The 19,804-nt window shown below is 66.2% G+C and carries 16 protein-coding genes; 9 read left to right on the top strand and 7 right to left on the bottom strand.

What is annotated here, in order from left to right; all coding sequences use genetic code 11:
- Positions 1 to 223: 223 nt before the first annotated feature.
- Positions 224 to 2,113, top strand: coding sequence for a sulfatase-like hydrolase/transferase (locus KFB96_RS04000; RefSeq protein WP_213459207.1), 1,890 nt, complete (start codon positions 224 to 226; stop codon positions 2,111 to 2,113).
- Positions 2,114 to 2,171: 58 nt separating this feature from the next.
- On the opposite strand, the gene KFB96_RS03995 is transcribed toward KFB96_RS04000, so the two are convergent.
- Together KFB96_RS03995 and KFB96_RS03990 are read right to left on the bottom strand one after the other, a co-directional pair.
- A complete protein-coding gene (locus KFB96_RS03995; protein WP_213501739.1) occupies positions 2,172 to 6,833 on the bottom strand; it encodes a DUF3320 domain-containing protein in 4,662 nt (1,553 codons plus the stop codon).
- Complete coding sequence (locus KFB96_RS03990) at positions 6,716 to 8,098, bottom strand: DUF4011 domain-containing protein (RefSeq protein ID WP_213501737.1); 1,383 nt, start codon at positions 8,096 to 8,098, stop codon at positions 6,716 to 6,718. Before KFB96_RS03990 ends, KFB96_RS03995 begins: the two co-directional genes overlap by 118 nt.
- Before the next feature lie 290 nt (positions 8,099 to 8,388).
- Between KFB96_RS03990 and KFB96_RS03985 the strand changes: the two genes are divergently transcribed.
- Entirely contained in the window at positions 8,389 to 8,937 is a 549-nt protein-coding gene (locus KFB96_RS03985) for a hypothetical protein (protein WP_213459203.1), read from the top strand.
- Positions 8,934 to 11,405: a heavy metal translocating P-type ATPase gene (locus KFB96_RS03980; RefSeq protein WP_213459201.1), complete on the top strand. Its 2,472-nt coding sequence runs from the start codon at positions 8,934 to 8,936 to the stop codon at positions 11,403 to 11,405. Before KFB96_RS03985 ends, KFB96_RS03980 begins: the two co-directional genes overlap by 4 nt.
- Here KFB96_RS03980 and KFB96_RS03975 read toward each other — a convergent pair.
- Entirely contained in the window at positions 11,360 to 11,641 is a 282-nt protein-coding gene (locus KFB96_RS03975) for a hypothetical protein (RefSeq protein WP_213459199.1), read from the bottom strand. The two genes, KFB96_RS03980 and KFB96_RS03975, sit on opposite strands and share 46 nt — an antisense overlap.
- Before the next feature lie 222 nt (positions 11,642 to 11,863).
- Here KFB96_RS03975 and KFB96_RS03970 point away from each other — a divergent pair, with 222 nt between their 5' ends.
- Together KFB96_RS03970 and KFB96_RS03965 are read left to right on the top strand one after the other, a co-directional pair.
- Entirely contained in the window at positions 11,864 to 12,382 is a 519-nt protein-coding gene (locus tag KFB96_RS03970) for a hypothetical protein (RefSeq protein WP_213501735.1), read from the top strand.
- Positions 12,379 to 14,073 carry a hypothetical protein gene (locus KFB96_RS03965; RefSeq protein ID WP_213501733.1) on the top strand — a complete coding sequence of 565 codons (1,695 nt, stop codon included), beginning with the start codon at positions 12,379 to 12,381 and terminating at the stop codon, positions 14,071 to 14,073. The genes KFB96_RS03970 and KFB96_RS03965 overlap by 4 nt, the downstream gene beginning before the upstream one ends.
- A gap of 376 nt (positions 14,074 to 14,449) precedes the next feature.
- Here the strand turns inward: KFB96_RS03965 and KFB96_RS03960 are convergent, their stop codons facing one another.
- Entirely contained in the window at positions 14,450 to 15,121 is a 672-nt protein-coding gene (locus tag KFB96_RS03960) for a cysteine hydrolase family protein (protein ID WP_213459195.1), read from the bottom strand.
- Between the two features lie 619 nt (positions 15,122 to 15,740).
- Between KFB96_RS03960 and KFB96_RS03955 the strand changes: the two genes are divergently transcribed.
- Positions 15,741 to 15,920 (top strand): hypothetical protein, encoded by a 180-nt coding sequence (locus KFB96_RS03955; protein ID WP_213459193.1) that lies wholly within the window; start codon positions 15,741 to 15,743, stop codon positions 15,918 to 15,920.
- Positions 15,921 to 16,111: 191 nt separating this feature from the next.
- A complete protein-coding gene (locus KFB96_RS03950; RefSeq protein ID WP_213459191.1) occupies positions 16,112 to 17,110 on the top strand; it encodes a hypothetical protein in 999 nt (332 codons plus the stop codon).
- Here KFB96_RS03950 and KFB96_RS03945 read toward each other — a convergent pair.
- Complete coding sequence (locus tag KFB96_RS03945) at positions 17,102 to 17,479, bottom strand: type II toxin-antitoxin system PemK/MazF family toxin (protein ID WP_300971279.1); 378 nt, start codon at positions 17,477 to 17,479, stop codon at positions 17,102 to 17,104. The genes KFB96_RS03950 and KFB96_RS03945 overlap by 9 nt on opposite strands.
- Entirely contained in the window at positions 17,473 to 17,727 is a 255-nt protein-coding gene (locus KFB96_RS03940) for an AbrB/MazE/SpoVT family DNA-binding domain-containing protein (RefSeq protein WP_213459189.1), read from the bottom strand. The genes KFB96_RS03945 and KFB96_RS03940 overlap by 7 nt, the downstream gene beginning before the upstream one ends.
- A gap of 227 nt (positions 17,728 to 17,954) precedes the next feature.
- Here KFB96_RS03940 and KFB96_RS03935 point away from each other — a divergent pair, with 227 nt between their 5' ends.
- Positions 17,955 to 18,308, top strand: a complete 354-nt coding sequence (locus tag KFB96_RS03935; protein ID WP_213459188.1) for a hypothetical protein — start codon at positions 17,955 to 17,957, stop codon at positions 18,306 to 18,308.
- 28 nt (positions 18,309 to 18,336) lie between these two features.
- On the opposite strand, the gene KFB96_RS03930 is transcribed toward KFB96_RS03935, so the two are convergent.
- Positions 18,337 to 18,621, bottom strand: a complete 285-nt coding sequence (locus tag KFB96_RS03930; protein ID WP_300971278.1) for a hypothetical protein — start codon at positions 18,619 to 18,621, stop codon at positions 18,337 to 18,339.
- 261 nt (positions 18,622 to 18,882) lie between these two features.
- Between KFB96_RS03930 and KFB96_RS03925 the strand changes: the two genes are divergently transcribed.
- Positions 18,883 to 19,728, top strand: coding sequence for a PA4780 family RIO1-like protein kinase (locus tag KFB96_RS03925; RefSeq protein WP_213459186.1), 846 nt, complete (start codon positions 18,883 to 18,885; stop codon positions 19,726 to 19,728).
- Positions 19,729 to 19,804 lie beyond the last annotated feature (76 nt).

Raw genomic sequence — 19,804 nt, 5'->3', positions numbered from 1 at the left:
ACCACGTCCACGCCGAATCGCACGGCCGCGCCCCCCAAAAGCCCGTAAACCTAAATTCGGCAATTGGAACCTCAAACATCCGGAAAGACGGAAAGACCCGGAGCTGGTCAGGGGTTAGGGCGTGTATTACACTTTCATGTCTAATTTATGACGCTTTTGCTTGCGTCCTTGATGCTCCGTCGACCCACAGGGGGAGAGGGATCTTGACATGACCCGAGTACCGATGAACCAACTCCGTCTTTCGACTCCTCTTCCGAGCGGGCTCCGCCGAGTCCTCGGCTGGATCGGCGCGATGCTCTTCGTCGCGGCCTGGTATCTCACTGCGCAGGCGCTCATGGATCTCCTCTTCGAGGTCAAGCCCGGACCCGATGCCTTTCGGGCGGACCTGATCGCGCACCTCGTGATCGGTGCCCTGCTCTACGGCATGTCGAGCAGCCTCGCGCGCTTTGCACTCGGCACGGCGGCCCTGTTCACCGCGCTGACCCTCGGCAATGCACTCAAGATGTCGACCCTGGGCGGCCCCCTGATGCCGGACGATTTCGTCGCCGCCAAGAACATGTTTCTGCTGCTCGAGGGATGGCAGCTCGCGGGGGCTGCACTCATGGTGGCGGTCCCGACGATCCTGCTGTGGTGGATGATCGCCTGGCGTCGGGCTTGGTCCCGGGTCAATCTTGCCGTCATCGGGCTCGCCGTCGCACTGCTTGTTGCCTTCCCGGAGCCGGCAAGCCTTAAGCTGGACACGCAGTTCGGCAACTCGGTGTGGAACCAAAGAGGCAACTTCGAGGCGCGGGGTCTCCCGTTGCAGCTCCTGCAGGAGGGCGTGCGCAGCCGCGCCCGGCGCGAACCCGCCCCGACGCCCGGCGACGTCGAAGCGGCACTTGCGCGACTCGGCGCCGCGACTCCGAGCGACCTGATCAAGGTCGCAAGCCCGGCGGGCCCGAGCCGTAATCTCCATATGATCGTGCTCGAGTCCTTCTGGGATCCGATGCTGCTGACCGCGTCCGCGCTCTCGGCGGATCCTCTCGATCCGGCCTTCCGCGCGCTTTGGGCCGCCTCGGGACACGCCCATGCCCTCGCGCCTGTCTTCGGCGGCTACACCGCCAACACCGAGTTCGAGATCCTCTGCGGCTTCCCGGTCGAGCGCGACAACGTCTTCTTCGAGGGCGGACTGCGCAACAAAGCGCCCTGTCTACCGAGCCATTTGGCAAGCGCCGGCTACCGGTCGTTCGCATCGCACCCCAACGCGGCGTCCTTTTGGAACCGTGTCAACGCCTATCGTCGCATCGGATTCGACACCTATTGGTCCGACGGCGACTTCGAGCTCGACGACATGAATCGCTCGTTCCTGAGCGACGCATCGCTGTATCGGCAGGTCCTCGACCGGCTCGGACCACAGCTGCAAGGACCCACGCCCGTCTTCAACTATGTCCTGACCTACTTCGGACATCTGCCCTACCCGCTCAACGCGCAACGCCCGAACCTCATCAGCGCCGCCGAGGGGCACGAGACGGTGGAGGCGTACGCCAATACCATGTACTACAAGTCGCGCGAGTTGATGGACTTCCTGCGCGAGCTGCGCCGACGCGACCCGGACGGGCTGATCGTCCTCTTCGGCGACCATCTCCCGGCGCTCGGCAACCAGTTCGGAGGCTTCCGGGAATCCGGCCTCCTGGCCTCGAGCCGCGCCGAGTTCACCGACGCGATGTTCCGCACCCTGGTTGCAACCCCCTTGATCCTGATCGACGGACGCCGCGGCGTTCTCGAGACCGGCGACCTGCCCTTGTACCAGCTTCCGGGGCTGTTGCTCCGACTCTTGGGCGACACGCGCCCCTCGATGATAGCCTTGACCGCCCCCGAGACCGGCGCACCGGCAATCCGCCCGCTGCCCGGCCTACACTTCATCGACGACGGCGCAACGGTGACCACCTGCCGCGATCCCGCTGACCAAGCCGCCGCCTGCGCCGAATCCTCCGCCTGGCTCGCAGCACTCCGCGTCATCGGCCGCGACATCTTCGGCGGCGCCCAACATGCCCTGCGCCGTCTGGAGCCCACACCCGGATTCAGGGCCGCCGACTCTGCGTTGCCGCTCGACGAGCCAAGGCCCATGCTCTAAGGTCTCCCGCATCGGGCGAGCGATCCGAACCGTCGTGCGCAAAGCGGCAGTGCAAGGCTTAACCCGACCCCGCAGCAGCGAGAAGCGCGTGGAGCTCCACTCGCAGCACCGAGCCGAGGCGCCCCATGCCCAAGCTCTGCGCCATCGCACGAACGGGATCATCGGCACCTTGCTCGAGTATCGCCCGCGCAAGCCCGAGTTTTTCCGGATAGGGTACATCCGACCAATCGCGCTCGACCCCGTCGACCGATAGACCTCGGAACGGCATGATCGCCACGCCGTCGTCTTCGCGCGACCAGACGACCTCTTGTCCGTCGGCGGCGCTTTCCAAGGAGCCGACCCGGAGCGCCGCCTCGCGACAGACCCGAACGATCTCAGAACCTGTCCGTTGGAAGCCATGCGCACGTGCGAGGAGCGTCGCGATGCGCCGCAGGGTCACGGGCGCCTCACGCTCGATGATCTGCATCACCAATACGCGCAAGGTCGGCGCGTACTCAGGAGCATAAAACCCCGCGGCATCGAGGAGCAGCTCCGACTGCACCGACCGGGGTTCCGAATCGCCCGGTGCGACCGGCCCCCGAGCAAAGCGCTGAACCTTGATCGCGGACACGTGACCGTCGCTCGATTCCGGCACCTCATCGAGCGCCTCCTCGGCAGCCGCGATGTCCGACCCCTGAGCCGGTGACGCCATCGGTGGCACAGGCGGCACGGACGCTTCGGTTGAGGACTCGGCCTCGGTCTCCACCGCCGCCCGATCCGCTTCGAGCAACCCACGCAGTTTGGTGTCGAGACCATCCAGACTGGCCGCCGGATCCAAAAAGAAATCGGTCGACCACAGCCGCAGCAGTCGCCACCCGAGCTGCTCCAGGATAATGTGACGGACCCGGTCGCGGTCGCGCGCCGAGGGAGAGCTGTGATAGGTCGCTCCGTCGCACTCGATCCCGGCGAGAAACCGACCCGGTGCATCGGGATGGACGACGCCGAGATCGACACGAAACTTCGACACGCCGATCTGGGTGCGGATATCCCATCCATACCGCCGCAGTCCTTCGGCGACCGCCATCTCGAAATCACTGTCGTACTCGCGACGCCCGACAAGCGTGATCGCCGCGCCCAAGGCGACCGGGCCGCGCTCGGCAAACTCGAGGTAGTGTTTCAAATCCTGGACGGCACGCGCGCTGGTGCGCGTCAGGTCGATCATCTCAGGCCCGAAGCTGGCGAAGACCATCACCTCCGTGGTGGCGCGGGTGATGGCGACATTGAGCCGTCGCTCGCCGCCCTGCCGATTGAGCGGCCCGAAGTTCATGGACAGGGTGCGGGCACCCGGCTCGGTCGGACCATAGCCGATGCTGAGCATGATCACATCGCGCTGGTCACCTTGCACGGTCTCGAGATTCTTTACGAACACCGGGGCTTGGATCTCGTCGCCGAAAAAGCGCTCCAGGTCCGGATCGCCCCGCCGCTCCTGGTCCAGCAGATCCTCGACGAGGCGCTGTTGCTCGCTGTTGAGGGTCACCACCCCGATCGACAGGTGCGACAGACGCGGATCCCGAAGCCGACGCAGGATCTCGGTGACCAGCGCCCCGGCCTCGATCGGGTTGGTGCGAGACTTGCCCTTGGCGTAGATGCCATCGACCCGGCGCAGGGAGATCGCGCTGTCGCGCGTGTCCGCCGCGGGATAGGTGACTAAGGATGCGTTGTAGTAGGCATGGTTCGAGAACGCGATCAGGCTCTCGTGACGACTCCGGTAATGCCCGGTCAGCCGGTGATGGGGCGCGCGGGCGGCGAGCGCCTCGTCGAGGATGCTTTCGAGGTCACCGGTGTCCTGATCCTCGTCGTCGGCCGCTTTGTCGAAAAAGCTGGTCGGCGGCATCTGTTTGGGATCACCGACGACGATGACACGACGCCCGCGCGCGATCGCACCGATGGCGTCCGGTACCGTGATCTGCGATGCCTCGTCGAACACGACCAGATCGAACAACGCCTGATCCGCCGGGAGAAACTGAGCGACCGACAGCGGACTCATCATCAAACAGGGCGTGAGTGTCAGCAGGCCATCGCCCATCTCGCCGATGAGTTGGCGAATCGGCTTGTGCCGAGTCTTCTTTTGCAGCTCCCGCGCCAGCACCCCGAGACCCTTCGGGGTCTGCGGCGCGTCCTTGCGCGGGATCGCCTGCGAAAGCGATGCACGGATGTAGTCGGCGGTGATGTCGGCCAGCTCCCGATCGAGCGCGCGGAAGGTCGCAATGAGGTCCTCGTGCTGCACGGCCGAGAAGGTGCGTAGCTCGGGCCGCTCGTCGATCATCAGGGGCGCCGCCCAGCGACAGTAAGCGGTCTTGATGATCTCGGTCGTCGTGTCGTGTGCGATCAAGCCGCCTTCGAGCGCGCCGATCAGAGGGCCGAGTCCGTATGCCTCGCCGTCGCGTCGCGCCGCGATCCATCCGCACCAGTAATTCAAGCGCGCAGCCCGCGTCGTGACTGCCTCGGCTGCAGCGGCGATCTCCTCGATCCTACCCACCTCATCGGCGATAACCGCCTCGGTGCGGAAGGACTCGAATACTCTCGTGAAGGTCTCGAACGCGGCGATCAGATCGCTCGCTGCCGCTGGAATCGCCAGACCGGGCTCAAGCAGGTCGCGCCCGTCGACAAGAAGGCGCCGGAGCTGCTCGCGCAGTGTGACGAGGTCTCCCCCGTGGCCGGCGAGTCCCAACAAACAGGCGCGTGCCGCAACACCGGTTTCCTGCTCTGCCGAGGCGCGTGCGAGATCCGTGTCGAGACCGCGCCAAGGCGTTCGCGCCGGCAGATCCGCCGTCAGTCGGGCGATGTGTGTCATGCGTCCCTGCAGACCCAGGATCGTCTCGATGGCGTTCTCCGGAGCCGCGAGCTTCTTCGACCAGACCAAATGCGCCAGGATCTCTCCGCGGAGTCTGCGCCGCGCGATGACGCGCATCGGCCAGAACCGCTGCACCGCGGCCTCACGGGTGATCCGCCATTCCTCGGCCGGGGCCGTCTCGATCACCGTCTCTCGCGTCGGTGCGGGGAGACCCGCCATCTCCTCGCGATGATCGGCAAGAGCGCGCAATGCCTCGTTGAGTGTCTCGAGCGCCGCCTTGCCGTCGGGCGCCAAGGCATACCCGACATCGACACCTGCACAGCGCGGCAGCAGGGCGGCCACCTCGACGAGCGCAGCCAACTCCGCCAGCGAGTCACCCGCCGCCAGGCCGGTGCGCGCGCAAAAAAGCCCGCGTGCTTCTCGCAGCCTGTGCAGTGTCCTGAGCGTCGCTCGTGCGTGCTCGATCGCATTCTCCTGCCAGCCGAACGACCAGTCTTTTCTACCGATCCGCGCAAATGCCGTGCTATCCACGGGCGTGATCCGGCTGAACGCCTGGCCAATCCGCCGCGCGCGCTCGATCTGTTCTGCCAGCGCCTCCGGCGTCGCTGCCCGATCCGGTCGCCGAAGATCCGCGCCCCAGTCGAGCGCGACCGGGTGTAGATCTCGCCAACGCAGGGCACGACCGATCGCATCGCGCGGGCTGATCCCTGCCGGGCCGGGCTCGTGCAACGCATGGACCAGCCCGTTGAGGCGATCGCGCGTCTGCCGCAGGGTCTCGGCCTTGCGATGCCAGGTCTCGGCGGTCTTCTCGCCGGCGCTGTCCCAGGCATTGCCGAGCTGCTGAAGCACCTCGCGCTTATTGGCCTTGTTGGAATGCAGCTCGAGACAAAAGGCGCCGAGCCCGCGGCCTTTGAGTCGCCGATAGACCACGTCCAACGCGGCCATTTTTTCGGACACGAAGAGCACGCGGCGCCCGCAGGCAAGGTTATGGGCGATGATGTTGCCGATCGTCTCCGATTTACCCGTGCCCGGAGGGCCTTCGAGGACGAAATCGCCGTCCTCGGACGAGGCATGGATCGCCACGATCTGCGCGCTGTCGGCATTGAGCGGCGCAAAGAGCGCTGCGGGATCGATCCGCTCGTCGATCTCGCGTGGTGCGATAAAGCGCGCACCGCCCTGATAGGCTTCACGCGGCGTCTCGATGAGGTGGCGCACGAAGGTGTTTCCCTTAAGCGCGTCGGTGCGGTCCGCCAGGTCTTTCCACATGAGGTATTTGGCAAAGGAGAAGGTGCTCAGCGTGACCTCCTCCACCACCTCGAAGCCCGGCACCTCGCGCACGCGTGCACGCACGAGGTTCCAGACCTGTCTGACATCCACGCCATGCTCGTCGCTCGGAAGCGCGCCGGCGAGATCCGAGAGGTTCACGTCGAACTCCTGACGCAGCATCTCGATCAGCGTGAGATTGAAGACGGTCTCGTCGTCATGCCCCAAGAGGAAGGGCTTGGACGCGGCGCTCTTGCGCTCCAATCGCACCGGCAACAGGATCAAAGGTGCACGGTAATGCCGCGCGGTCTCGCCCGGCGGACGCCACCGCAAGGCGCCGAGTGCAAGAAACAGCGTATTGGAACCGCCCTCCTCGACATCGGATCGCGCCTTGCGGAAGAGTTCCAGCACGCCCTTTTCCAGGACTCGCGAGTCCGTATTGGCAATGATCTGATTGCGCTCCAAGGCATCCCGCGCGATCGTCTCGGACAGATCGTCGCCTGTCTTCAGCAGATGCAGCTCCGCGTCCGGCGCACCGTCCGAAGCCTGCCGCGGCGGCGGGGAACGATGCCGATGCGTTGTCCCCGCGCGATCCGATCCTCGAGTGCGGCCGGATCGGGACAAAAGATCGGGATCGCCGTATTGGACGGGCGCAGGTTCAGCAATCGGTTGCGCTTGGTGAGATCAAGCAGTTTGCGTTTCCACAGATCGATCCGCTCGGCGGGTGTCTCCGGGATCGGGTCTGCGCCGATACCCAGATCGAAGCCTGGCAAGTCGGGCGGGATATCGACCGGGGGCGTCGTCTCTGCACCGTCTTCCGGGCCACTCGATTCGCCGCGGATCACGATCGACGTCAAGGGCTGGATCTGGCGTCCCCGCGCCTGCTTGATGTCGAGCGCATAGACAAAGTCGTTGTCATGCTCCTCGTCGATCCGGCGCCGCCCCTGAGCCACCGCCTTGGCGAAGGGCAGCGCATGGCCGACCGCGGCGAGGGTCGTCTCGAAGAGCACCAGCTCCTGCTGATCGATCGCCTTGCGAAGCTCGGCGGGGTCGTCGACCGTCAGGGTCGGCAGCGTCTGGGGCTGGAGCCAGGCGCCGCAAAAGGCATGGCCTTTGGTGAAGACGATGAGTGGATTGAGTCCGATCTGCTCGATCGCGGCGGCGAACAAGAGCGCGAGGTCAAGACAGGTTGCAAGGCCCTGGATCTCGATGTCCGACGGGGTTCGCACCTTCTGACCCGCGGTCTCGAAGCTCGCGGGAGGCTCCGCGTAGGTCAGCCGACGTGCGCCGACGGCGGACCAGATGCCCGCGAGCAGCTCCCAGACCCGCTTGCGCGACTTCTCCTGATAGCCCTCGAGCGTCGCCTTGCGCTCGGACGCCTCGAGCGCCCGCGCCGCATCCTTGAGCAGGTGCGCTACGGCAGGATCGTTCGGCATCACAAAGGCGCCGAGCAGCTCGGGCATGGTTGCGGCACCGCCCCATTCGTTGCGCGCCAAGGCGATGATCCGACGATCCAGGCTCGCGAGGATCACCTCGTCATGAATCAGCTCGAGTCTCAGATCGGCGCGCATTCGTTCGGTGAGCCCGTCAAGCAGACTGCCCGCCAGCTGGACGCGGCGGTCGCGCACGCGGATCTCCTGTCTCGCGCCGAGACGGTCGAGGCTCCAGGTGCGGGCGGCGAACACGGGTGGCTCCGCGACGAGCCGAAGCCTCAGCGCGTCGAGATCTCGGTCGCATGCGCTGCGCACGCAGAGCGCAACCACGACCGGGGCGTCGCATTGATGCGTTGCGAAGGAGATCTTGGGCGCGACCTCGAGGATCAGCTCGACCGTCGGGACATCGGCATCCACCGCGGTGCGTTCAGCGTCGACATTCGTTTGGTCCATCATCACCCTCTCCAGTTCACACCCTAGCCAATGCTGTCGAGCCTTCGCGCGAATACGCTCGGACACGCGATTGATTGGTTGTAACGAGGTCGATCCGTCTGGTCGGGGATCGACCGATTGCCGGCAAGCCTTGCCGCACATCGTCGCACCGTGATGATTAAGTCTAACCGATGACTCGGCAATCCATTGCACCCGGGGCGTGCGATCGTCGCTAGAATGACAACAGCCGATCCCGCACCTTCTCCTGTCACAGCAGGCGGGCGGGCATCCTCGCAGATACCGGAGATGTCGACATGAACTACACCGAGGTCATGGACGCGCTGGGTCAGGCCAGCCTGTTCGAGCTCTATCGCTTGAACGCGGCCATCAGCAACCAGCTCGACGATCCGAAGCGCGTCCGTGCCGTGAAGCAAGCGCTGCGTGTCGGTCAAACTGTGCGTTGGTTCGACTACGTCGAAAATCGACTGCAGGAGGCCACGCTGTTGCGGATCAACCGGACCCGTGCCGAGATCCGGAATCTCGGCGACGGAAAACGCTGGAGCATTCCCTTCTATCAGATCGATCTGGACGGCGCGGACGTCACCATCGCGACGCAGAAGCGCCAAGCGATCGACCGCAATCGTCTGAGCGTCGGTGATCGGGTCGCCTTCAAGGGCCGCGATGGACAGGAGCGGTTCGGAGAGGTGGTGAAGCTCAATACCAAGACCGCGGCTGTGCAGGTCGGTACCGTCCGCTGGCGAGTGGGCTACGGGCTCTTGGCGCCCGTAATCGACGGCGCTCTCGGCGAGATCGTCGACGACCCGCTCGCGCTGCCGGGCGTCTGGAGCCGGGTCGACTCATGACCCAAGAGGTGCGGATCGGTGTCGGCGGCATGAGCTGCGCCTCCTGCGTGGCGCGGGTGGAGCGCGCCATCGCCCGCGCGCCGGGCGTGGACTCGGCGACGGTGAACCTCGCGTCCGGGATGGCGGTGGTGCATTTCGACCAGGCGAGCGTGCCGACCCTGCTCGATGCGGTGCGCGGCGCCGGTTACGAGCCGGTGATCGAGTCGGTCACCTTGGGCGTCGGCGGCATGACCTGCGCGTCCTGTGTGGCGCGCGTGGAACGGGCCATTCAAGCCGTACCGGGCGTCATCGAGGCGACCGTCAATCTCGGCACCGAATCGGCGACCGTCGGCTATCTCCCCGCCACGGCGAGCCCGGAGCGCATCGCCCAAGCGATCCGCGCGGCCGGCTACGAGCCGGCGGCGCCCGAGCAACGGGCGGAGACGGACGCGATGCGCAAGGGGCAGGAGCTGCGCCGGCTCGCGGGCGATCTGCGCGTCGCCGCGTCTCTGACCCTGCCGTTGTTGCTGATCAGCATGGGGCCGATGGTCGTGCCGGGGCTCCATACCCTGATGGTCACGCTGGCGCCGACGAGCCTATGGGCCTGGCTCGAGCTGGTGCTGGCCACCCCGGTGCTCTTCTGGTCCGGGCGGCGCTTCCTCCTAAGGGGTCTGACCGAGCTGCGGCATCGCAGCCCCGGCATGGACAGCCTGGTCATGCTCGGCAGCGGCGCGGCCTATCTCTACTCGTTGCTGGCACTGACCCTGCCCGGGATGTTTCCCGCCGGGACGGTCCATCTCTATTTCGAGGCCGCCGCGGTCATCGTCACCCTGATCCTGCTCGGGCGTTATCTCGAGGCTGTCGCCAAGGGACGCACCTCGCAGGCCATTCGACGTCTGGTGAACCTCCAGCCCAAGACCGCCCGTATCGTCGGCCCGGACGGCGAGACCGAGATCCCCGCCGACGCGGTCGTCCCGGGCGACGTCATCCAGGTACGACCGGGCGAGCGCATCCCGGTCGACGGCACCCTGACCGAGGGCGGCAGCCGGGTCGACGAATCCATGATCAGCGGCGAGCCGGTGCCGGTGCGCAAGGATCCCGGAGACGAGGTCATCGGCGGCACACTCAACCAAACCGGGGCCTTCCGTTACCGCGCCACCCGCGTGGGCGCCGAGACGGTGCTGGCGCAGATCATCCGGCTGGTCGAGGACGCCCAATCCGGCAAACCGCCGATCCAGCGCGTCGCCGACCGGATTGCGGCCGTCTTCGTGCCGGTGGTCATGGTCGTCGCGCTCGTGACCTTCGCGGTCTGGCTGTGGTTGGGTCCGGCGCCGCCCTTGAGCTACGCCTTCGTCGCCGCGGTCAGCGTGCTGCTGATCGCCTGTCCCTGCGCCATGGGGCTCGCAACCCCGACCGCCATCATGGTCGCCACCGGACGCGGCGCGGCCTTGGGGATCCTCGTCCGCAACGGCGCCGCGCTCGAGACGCTGGCCCGCGTCGATACACTCGTTCTGGACAAGACCGGGACCTTGACCGAAGGCCATCCGGCGCTGACCGCGCTCCACGCCTACGGCATGGACGAGGACGCTGCGCTGGCGCTCACGGCTGCCGTCGAGCATCACAGCGAGCATCCGATCGCCGCGGCCATCGTCGCGGAGGCCAAGGCACGGGGACTGACCCTGCCGGAGGCCACGCAGATCGAAGCAGAGCCCGGGTTCGGCATTGGGGGCCAGGTCGACGGGCAGCGAATCGCGGTCGGCGCACGGCGCTGGATGGAGCGGCTGTCGGTGCCTTTGGACTCGGCGAGCGAGGTTGCCGAGCGACTCGGCGCCGAGAGCCAAACCCCGCTCTATGTCGCGGCGGATCAACGCCTGATCGCGGTCCTTGCGGTCGCGGATCCCATCAAGGCCGGCAGCAGAGAGGCGATCGCGCAACTGCGTGCGCTGGGGCTCGAGGTCGGGATGCTGACCGGTGACGGTCGCCGGACCGCCGAGGCGATCGCACGCCAAGTCGGCATCACGCGCGTCCTCGCCGAGGTGCTGCCGGCGGACAAGGCCGCCGAGGTCAAGCGTCTGCAAGCGGAAGGGCGTCGCGTCGCCTTCGTCGGCGACGGCATCAACGACGCCCCTGCCCTTGCGCAGGCGGATGTCGGCATCGCCATCGGCACGGGCACCGATATCGCGGTGGAGGCCGGCGAGGTGATCCTGATGCAGGGCGACCTGCGCGGCACCGCCACCGCGATCGCGCTGGCGCGCAAGACGCTGCGCACCATCCGCATCAACTTCTTCTGGGCCTATGCCTACAACGTCGCGCTCATCCCGCTCGCGGCCGGCGTCTTCTTCCCGCTCACCGGATGGCTGCTCAACCCCATGCTCGCCGCCGCCGCCATGAGCGTGTCGAGCCTGTTCGTCGTCACCAACAGCCTACGGCTGCGGCGATTCGGTCAAGCAGCGCAGGGCTCCCGCCAGCGTGCCGCCAAGTCATCGTAAACGACATCGATCTGCTCCGGCGTCAGGGCGCCGAAATGTTGGCTCAGACGATAGCCGAGGTTCAGCCAGGTCAAGCGCTCGAGCTTCTCGGGCTCGTAGACCTTGCCCTCGAGCGCCGCCGCCCAGCCCACCCGGAACTTGCTGCTGCGGTGCGCATCCGGCGCCTTGCGCTCGTCACGATCGTAGACGAGTGCGGCGAACGCCTCGTCGATGGCCTGTTGGGTTGGAGTCGGCATAATGGGTCTCGTTGTCCTGTCGTGGCCTGGATCCGGCGTTTGAACGGCCCCTGGCGTACTTCACGCGGGGCGTCCGAGCATTCCGGGTGCGCATTATAGGTCGACAATGTCTGTCGGGTGCGATGAGAGATCGCAAGCCCGAGACAGACAACCGAGACGCCGGCTCCTGAAACGCCTCCCGGTGCTCCTCGGAGACCGATCACGCAGGTGTTGTCGCTCACGTTGGTTCACGGGAGGGACTCGGTTGGGACGCGACTCAACCACTGGGTTAGAGTAGCGGCCCTTGCAGTCACCGTCAGCCGCGATGCCGAGGTCAACGTCATGCCTATCCAGGGGCCGATCCAGGGATTAGTCACCAATCGCCAGCAGCGCGACGCCGGGTTCCCGTCGTGGGGCGCGCTGTTGGGCTCCGCAGGACTTGTGGCCGCGCTGCTGTGCGGCAGCCCGGTGTTGGCCCAGTCGGGCGATGCGGTCCCGCCGGGGCCGGCCAGCACGATCCTGGTACTCGATGCCTCCGGGTCCATGTGGCAGCAGGTGGACGGCACGCCGAAGATCGCACTGGCGCGCGAGGTGGTCGGGCAACTGCTCGACGCGCTGCCCGCCGACCAGGCCCTTGGGCTGTGGGCCTATGGCCACAACCGCAAAGGCGATTGCGAGGACATCGAGGCACTGGTGCCGGTCGGCACCGACAACCGCGCGGCGATACGGGCGGCGGTCGCGGGGTCAACCCCAAGGGCATGACGCCGCTGTCCGACGCCGTGCGCCAGGCCGCCGAGGCGCTGCGTTACGAGGAGGACCGGGCGGTGGTCGTGCTGGTCTCGGACGGTGCCGAGAACTGTGACCGCGACCCCTGCGCGGTGGCCACGGCACTGGCGACTGCCGGGATCGACTTCACCGCCCACGTCATTGGGTTCGATGTCAGTGCGCCGGCGGATCAGGCGCAACTGCGCTGCCTTGCAGAGAACACCGGCGGTAGCTACCGCAGCGCCAGTGATGCCGCGACCCTGAAGGACGCGCTGATCGCGGTGACGGTGGCGCCCGAACCGGAGCCCGAACCCGAACCCGAACCAACGCCCGCGCCCGCGCCCGAGCCGGTCACGCTGCGCGTGCCGGCCACCGCGCCGGCCGGCGCCCCGATCAGCGTCGGCCACGACGCGCGCGCGCCGACCCACGACATCATCACCATCGTCCGACAGGGCACGGCCGACAAGCTCCTGGGTAACCAGACGCGCGTCCGGGATCCGGACGACGTGACGGTGCAGGCGCCGGGCGAGGCCGGTCTGTACGAGGTGCGCTATGTCAAGCAGGAGGGGCGCGCCGTGCTCGGCCGCGCGCCGATCGAGCTGACCGCCACCCCGATCACCCTGACGGCCCCGACCACAGCCACGGCCGGTGCGCGGATCGCGGTCACGCGTGACCGCACGGTGATGGGCTCGGACTTCATCACGATCGTGCCGGTCGGCACCGCGGACAACGTCCTCGGCGGCTACACCCGCGCCCGCGACAACCTGGAGGTCAGCGTCCAGGCGCCGGCGGAACCCGGACGCTACGAGGTGCGCTATGTGCTCGGCGCCGATCGCATCGTGGCCGGTCGCGCGCCGATCGAACTGCTGGGCGCCGCGCTGACGCTGGACGCGCCGGCGACGGTCAGCGCCGGGGAGCGCTTCGAGGTGACCCGCGATGGCACCGTGAAGACCTCCGACTACATCACGATCGTGCCGATGGGCACCGCCGAGGGCAAGCTCGGCACTTACAACCGGACCCGCGACAAGCCGGTGGTCAGCATCGAGGCGCCGGCGGAGCCCGGTCTCTATGAAGTGCGCTACGTGCTCGACGCGGGGCGCGGCACGCTGGCCCGCCGACCGCTGGAGGTGGTACCGGTGACGGCGGCGATCACCGCCCCGGCCGAGGTCGTCACCGGCGCCAGTATCGACCTGGCCTGGCAGGGCCCCGGTCGCTCCCGCGACCGCGTCGAACTGGTGGTGGCCGGTGCGCCGCTGGACGCCACCCCGCTGGCCGAGGCCCGCGCCGACAACAACGCCGGCGCCCGCTTCGTCGCCCCGGACGCCGCTGGCCTATACCAATTGCGCTATCGCCTGGGTCGCACCGGCGAGATCGTCACGAGCAGCGATCTCGAAGTGCAGGCGGTCGCCGCCTCGCTCAACGCGCCGGAACGCGCCGCTCCCGGCGAGACCATCCGCGTCGGCTGGACCGGCCCCGCCGGCGAACGCGACCGCATCGCCATCGCCAGCCCGGACCAGGGTCCGTTCCAGTGGGCATCCGCGGTCCCGGTGGTCAGCGACGAGGGTGACGGCATCACGCTGAGCGTGCCGCTGAACCCCGGCAGCTACGAGGTCCGTTACGTCGATGTCGCGAATGGCGTGGTATTGGCGAGCCACGCGATCGTCGTCGAGTCGGCAGCGGCGGAATGACCCCGGCCTTCGACCGGTGCCGGCGCCCGCCGGGCATTTGCCCGCGCAGGGGCCGAGCGCGGCATCGAGTGCCGCCCCGGTCGCCAGCACCGTCGCGCGACTGCGGGGTGGCCTCGATCCAAGCCCAGCCCTCGATCACCCGCAAGTCCGCGACGACGAAGACCAAGTCCGGCCCCGTCAGATGGACCAACTCCGCGCGCAGCCCATCCAGAATCGCCAGGCGCTCCCGACTGCCGGGCGGAGGCGTAGTGGGCGCCGCGGCCTTAACGGCGGGCGCCGGCTCTGCCGCCAGGTTCGCCGTGCCGCACATCGGCAGGAGCAGGGGCGCGGCACAGCCGATCGCCAGGGTTCGCGCAAGATTCATCGTCGTCGTCCCTCAAAGTCCCATGATCGCCCGCAGCTCCACGCTGCCGAGCACCTGGCAGTAGATCATGTTGATGATCTCCAGCTCGCGCCGGTGCAGCTCGTCGGTGCCTGCGGCACAGCCGTCCTCGACCACGATGACGTTGAAGCTCTCGTCGGCGAGGCTGCGCACCGTGGAGGAGACGCATTGATCGGTGAAGATCCCGGTCAGCACGACGTTGCGGATACCCAGATTGGCGAGGATCAAACGCAGGTTCGTCCCGGTCAAGGCGCTGTCGGTGGTCTTGGTCACCAGGATCTCGCCGGGGAGCGGCGCCAGCTCCGGGACCAGTTGGCTCGCCGCGCTGTCCTTGGGCAGCAGCAGCGCGTTCCAGCCCGGCTTCTTCTGACTGAGCGAGCGGTCCCGCCCGTCGTCGAGCAGGCAGGCGATGCGCGCGTGGATCACGTCCATCCCCTTCGCGCGAAAGGCGTCCTGCAGCCCGCGCGTGGTCGGGATCACGATCTCGCGCATGCGCCGATGGAAGGGGAACCAGCGCGCGGCCTCCTGCGGATCGGCCGGGATCTCCAGATAGAGGTTCTGCACGTCGATGCACAGCAGCGCCGTCTCGGCCGGGTCCAGCACCAGGTCCTCGGGCTCGGGTGCCTGCGCGTAGTAGAAGGAGCGATAGGCGGTCTTCCAGCGCATCGGGGTTCTCCGGGTGATGGGACAGGCGGGAGGATCGCGCGGCCGAGCCAAGCACGGGCGAGCCGCCGGCGCCGATGATTCCCGCGAGCGTTGCCCCCTGTCGTGATTGCGATCGAGGGCGCGGGGCCGGCGACCCGGCAGGGCGACTCGCGATGCTGCCGGCAACACGACCGTCCAACGGGGTCATCGGCGGGACTGGGTGCATCGACCCGAGGAGCCGGCTCGACGTCGATGACGAAGGTCGCCTCGTCCCCTACGAGACCGACGAGATCAAGCCCCTGCTGCAGCGCAAACCTGCTCTACCGGGCCGTAATCCGCGGCATTCGAGACGTCTCATGGGCGATCGCGCAGTCGGGCGTGACGATCCGATCCGATCCGGGTCGGCGGGGCGTCGGGGTTCGGCCACAACCGGTTAGCCTAGATCCGGCAGTTGAACGGCCCCTGGAGTGCGTGCCGCGTGGTGTCCGGCAAGGCGCGACGAGGCGTCGTAGTGGTTCTACGACAACGCGTTGCAACGCAGTCGGGCGCCGCACGGGGCGTGCTCCAGGGGTCGTAGCGGCCATCACCCGGCAGGTGAGCCATCGGATGAACGCGATCGTCAATGCCTTCAAAGTCTTGCATGAAGCATCCTAACCAGCCCGCCGCGCAACGGCAACGCGTCCTTGCCCATGTCGCCGACACCGATGTCGGCGGATTCTTCGATCTGTTGACCGCTCCGCAGCTGCTCGACCGGGTCGAAGCGCTCCAGCCGCCGTTTCGCGAGCGGGTGTATTCCCCTTTTGCGCCGGTTTTGGCTTAAGTTAGTGCCATTCGGCTCTGACCCCTTACCCCGCATCGACACCATCGAGGCGAAGACGCGGGATTTTCGGTAGCGTATGGGGCAAGGTAATATTGCTTCCGTACACTGCACTTCCTGGCTAGAGAACCGTGGACACTGGATTTGTAGATCTCGACATACTGCTCACACGAATTCGGCATCCCCAGTCGAAAGTGTACTTTCTTGCCGCAGTGAAAGCATACAAGGCGGGCGCGTTGCGTGGCGCACTCACCTCCGCCTGGGTCGCCCTAGTCTACGATCTGATCGCCAAGTATCGCGAGCTAAGCGCCATGGGCGATGCTGCCGCGACTGCGTTTCTTCAGTCGTGGGATAACGCAACTGCCGGAGGCGACGTCGCCAAGCTGCTTCAGCTTGAGGGAGGTATCCTCGAAGACGCAACGGCCAACACCCAGGTCGTCAATCGCATCGCCCGAACGCATCTGAAGCGCCTTCGCGAAGATAGACATCTTTGTGCGCACCCGGCGTTCTCGGCCGAGGCTGATCTCTTTGAACCATCGCCGGAGCTGGTGCGACTTCATCTCGTCAATGCAGTCGATCTAGTGCTGTCGCAGGAACCCTTGCAGGGCAAAGCGATTTTCGACCTCTATGATGTCGACGTGCAGTCGCCAGGCTTTCCAACGGCCTACGAGCGCATTCTCGACTATGTCGAGCAACGATACCTCGCGCGCGTCCGCGCTCAGAACGTCCGCAACTTCGGCACGGTGCTCGCAAAATCCCTTCTCAAGGGTGTGTCGGCGCAATGGGAACCGCTCCATCGCAAGATCATCCCTTCGCTGGTCGCGGTGCGCGAACGTGCTGCAGAAGCCTGGCCGGACGTCTCCCTGGCAATCGTCAGGCTGATGGACAATCTTGAGCCGGCGAACCGGTCGCGCGCCATCGCCTTCATCGCCGCCTTTCCGGATTTCTGGCCACGGCTTCAGAAGCCAACGCGGACGGCACTGCAGGAGACCATCGATAATGCCGACCCCGCGGCGCTCACCGACTATCGCATCCTGGCGGGCGTGACCGTCCCGCATTTCCGCCCCGTGCTGTTGCCCCTAATCGCCAGCCTCAATCGGCAGCACTCCGGCGTAGGGAAACCGGGGACCGACGGGTCGGAGACTTTTCTCGCGTGTCCAGGTCTGGAGGACGGCGTGTGGTATTCAAGCTAGTTGCACGATCTGGTTGAGCACTGCCAGCACCTCGGCAAAGCGGGCATCGGGGATGCGTTTCATCGGATGTGGTGTGCCGCTGCGCAGATGCCAGTCGAAGGATTTGGGCTGGTGGCAGAGAACGTAACTGGTTTGCCCGGCCTTGCGCCCCCCGGCCGCACCGACCGCTACGGCAAAGGGGTTGTCGACGTTATAGTCGGCGGTGGTCATGGGCAGGCCGATGACCAGCGAGGTCCGTTCGTTGAAGGCTTTGGGCGAGAGCACCAGAAAGGGATGAACATCCCGCATCTCCTGCCCGCGCTGGGGATTGCAGTCGATCCAGATGACGTCCTGGCGGTTCGGCGCCCAGGCTTTGACTGCTTTCACCATTGTTCGGCGCCAAGAGCCTTCTCGGCGGGCATGGCTTCGCCGCCGTGGCGTTCGGGATCGAAGCAGGCCAGGCGTTGTTCCAGAGTCAGTCGTTCGTCGCGAATCGGCGTGATGATGACCCGTTCGCCTTCCACGGTGATGTTGACACGCTGGTCGGCGTGCAGATGGGCAGCCCGGGCGATGGCCGCGGGCAAGCGCACACCGAGGTTGTTGCCCCAGTGCTTGATGTCGAGAACGATTGAGGTCAAGGTTCGGCTCCAGCCAATGTTTATACATAGTCTAAACGTGCTGTGCCCGACACGCAAGGGAGCGGGTTCCGTTCGAGGAAGTCATGGGCGAAAAGGGTTGGAGCCGAATGGCACTAAGATAAGCGAGGAGAAAATCTCAAGTTTCTGAAAACACTAAGGGGAAGGGCTGCCAAGGTGATAGGCTGAACTCGCCAAAAGCCAACTCATCACCTCGGACGGCAGCCCCCATGCATCCTAACCAGCCCGCCGCGCAACGGCAACGCGTCCTTGCCCATATCGCCGACACCGATGTCGGCGGATTCTTCGACCTGTTGAGCGCTCCGCAGCTGCTCGACCGGGCCGAAGCGCTCCAGCCGCCGTTTCGCAAGCGGGTCTATTCCCCGACCGAGACGCTGGCGATGTTCATGACCCAAGCGCTCTCGGAGGACGGCAGTTGCCGTGCCGTGGTCAACGCCGCGGCGGTGCGGCGTGCGCTCGACGGCGAGGCGCCCCTCGCGACCGGCGCCAGCGGGTGCGTGCCGGGGACAGAGGTGTCAAAGCGGCGTTGGATCTTGCCGACCAAGAGACGGCTTGCCAGGTGACCGAGAATCTTTTTAAAACAACAGCATCTCACCTTGGCTCGGTCTCCTCGGCCAGGATGCCGTTTCGCACCAGCACACGATGGATCTTGCGAGCGGTCTTGGCCAGACGCGACAGGTCTGCAAGACTCGGCCGGTCTCCCTCGGCGAGCCGCTGCTCCCATGCCGCCAGCTCTCCCTCCAGATCGTCCAACAGCTTCTGCGAGCAGCCGGAGCAGTCGCCGCTGCAGACACGGGCCTGTGCCGCGTCGAACGGTATCGCGGCGCGTACCTGCTTGATGAGCTGTCGTATGGCGGTTCGGGTGTCCGGTTTCATGATGCTCTCGTGCCTCGCATGCCCGTGCCGGTCAGGCGAAGACCCGAGCACGGGCGCCCCGGGCCGACGTGTTAATCTTCTCCGAGTCCGTCACGCTCGAGACCATGGACACGCCCTGTCGGAACGAGCGTACGTCGCAATCCCGGGCCGTCAGGTCAACGCATCGCGCTCCAATGCCGTCGGCGGTCATTCGAGCACCGAAAACTGTTCTTGGGCGGCGCCGATTTCGCGCGGATTTTGCCCTTTCACATCAGGATGTCTATGAAGATTCCAAAGCGTCTCGAACCGCTGGTCCGCGACGGTCTTGTCGACGAGGTGATCCGGCCGCTCAAGAGCGGCAAGGAGGCCGCCGTCTATGTGGTGCATGCCGATGGCGCGGTGCGCTGTGCCAAGGTCTACAAAGAGGCCAATCAACGGGGTTTTCATAAGCAGGTCTTGTACAGCGAAGGCCGTAAGGTGCGAAACAGCCGACAAGCGCGCGCCATGGCGAAAGGCTCGCGCTACGGGCGGCAACAGCAGGAAGACGTTTGGCAGAACACCGAGGTCGATGCGTTGTACCGCTTGGCCGCTGCGGGTGTGCGTGTTCCCAAGCCGCACCTCTATGTCGAAGGCGTCCTCTTGATGGAGCTGGTCACCGACGACGAGGGCAATGCGGCGCCGAGGCTCAATGATCTGGATCTGACGGGCGAGCAAGCGCTCCTGTACCACGAGATCCTGATCAAAGACGTGGTGCGTATGCTCTGCAGCGGGCTCGTGCACGGCGATCTCTCGGAATTCAACATCCTGGTCGATCAGTATGGCCCCGTGATTATCGACCTCCCCCAAGCGGTGGATGCGGCGGCCAACAACAATGCCGCGCGAATGCTGGAGCGCGATGTCGGGAACCTGGCCGCCTACTTCGGTCAGTTCGCACCGGAGCTGCTCTCGACCAGCTATGCGAAAGAGATCTGGTACATCTACGAGAGCGGCGCCTTGACGCCCGAGATCAAATTGACCGGGCACTTCAAAGGCGCCAACAAGGAGGCCGACATCGAAGGCATCATGCGAGAAATCAACGATGCGCGCGAGGAGGCCGTCAGGCGTCGTCAGGGGCGCGAGGAGGCTTGACGGTAATCCAAACACCGGCGCGGCATCGGGCGCGGAGCGCCGGAGGAGACGTGACACCGCAGGAGCGGTGTCACGG

This window comes from Thiocapsa sp., assembly GCF_018399035.1.
Taxonomy (GTDB): Bacteria; Pseudomonadota; Gammaproteobacteria; order Chromatiales; family Chromatiaceae; genus Thiocapsa.
The sequence above is the reverse complement of the archived record's forward strand: the minus strand, read 5'-3'. Positions and strand labels throughout refer to the sequence as shown.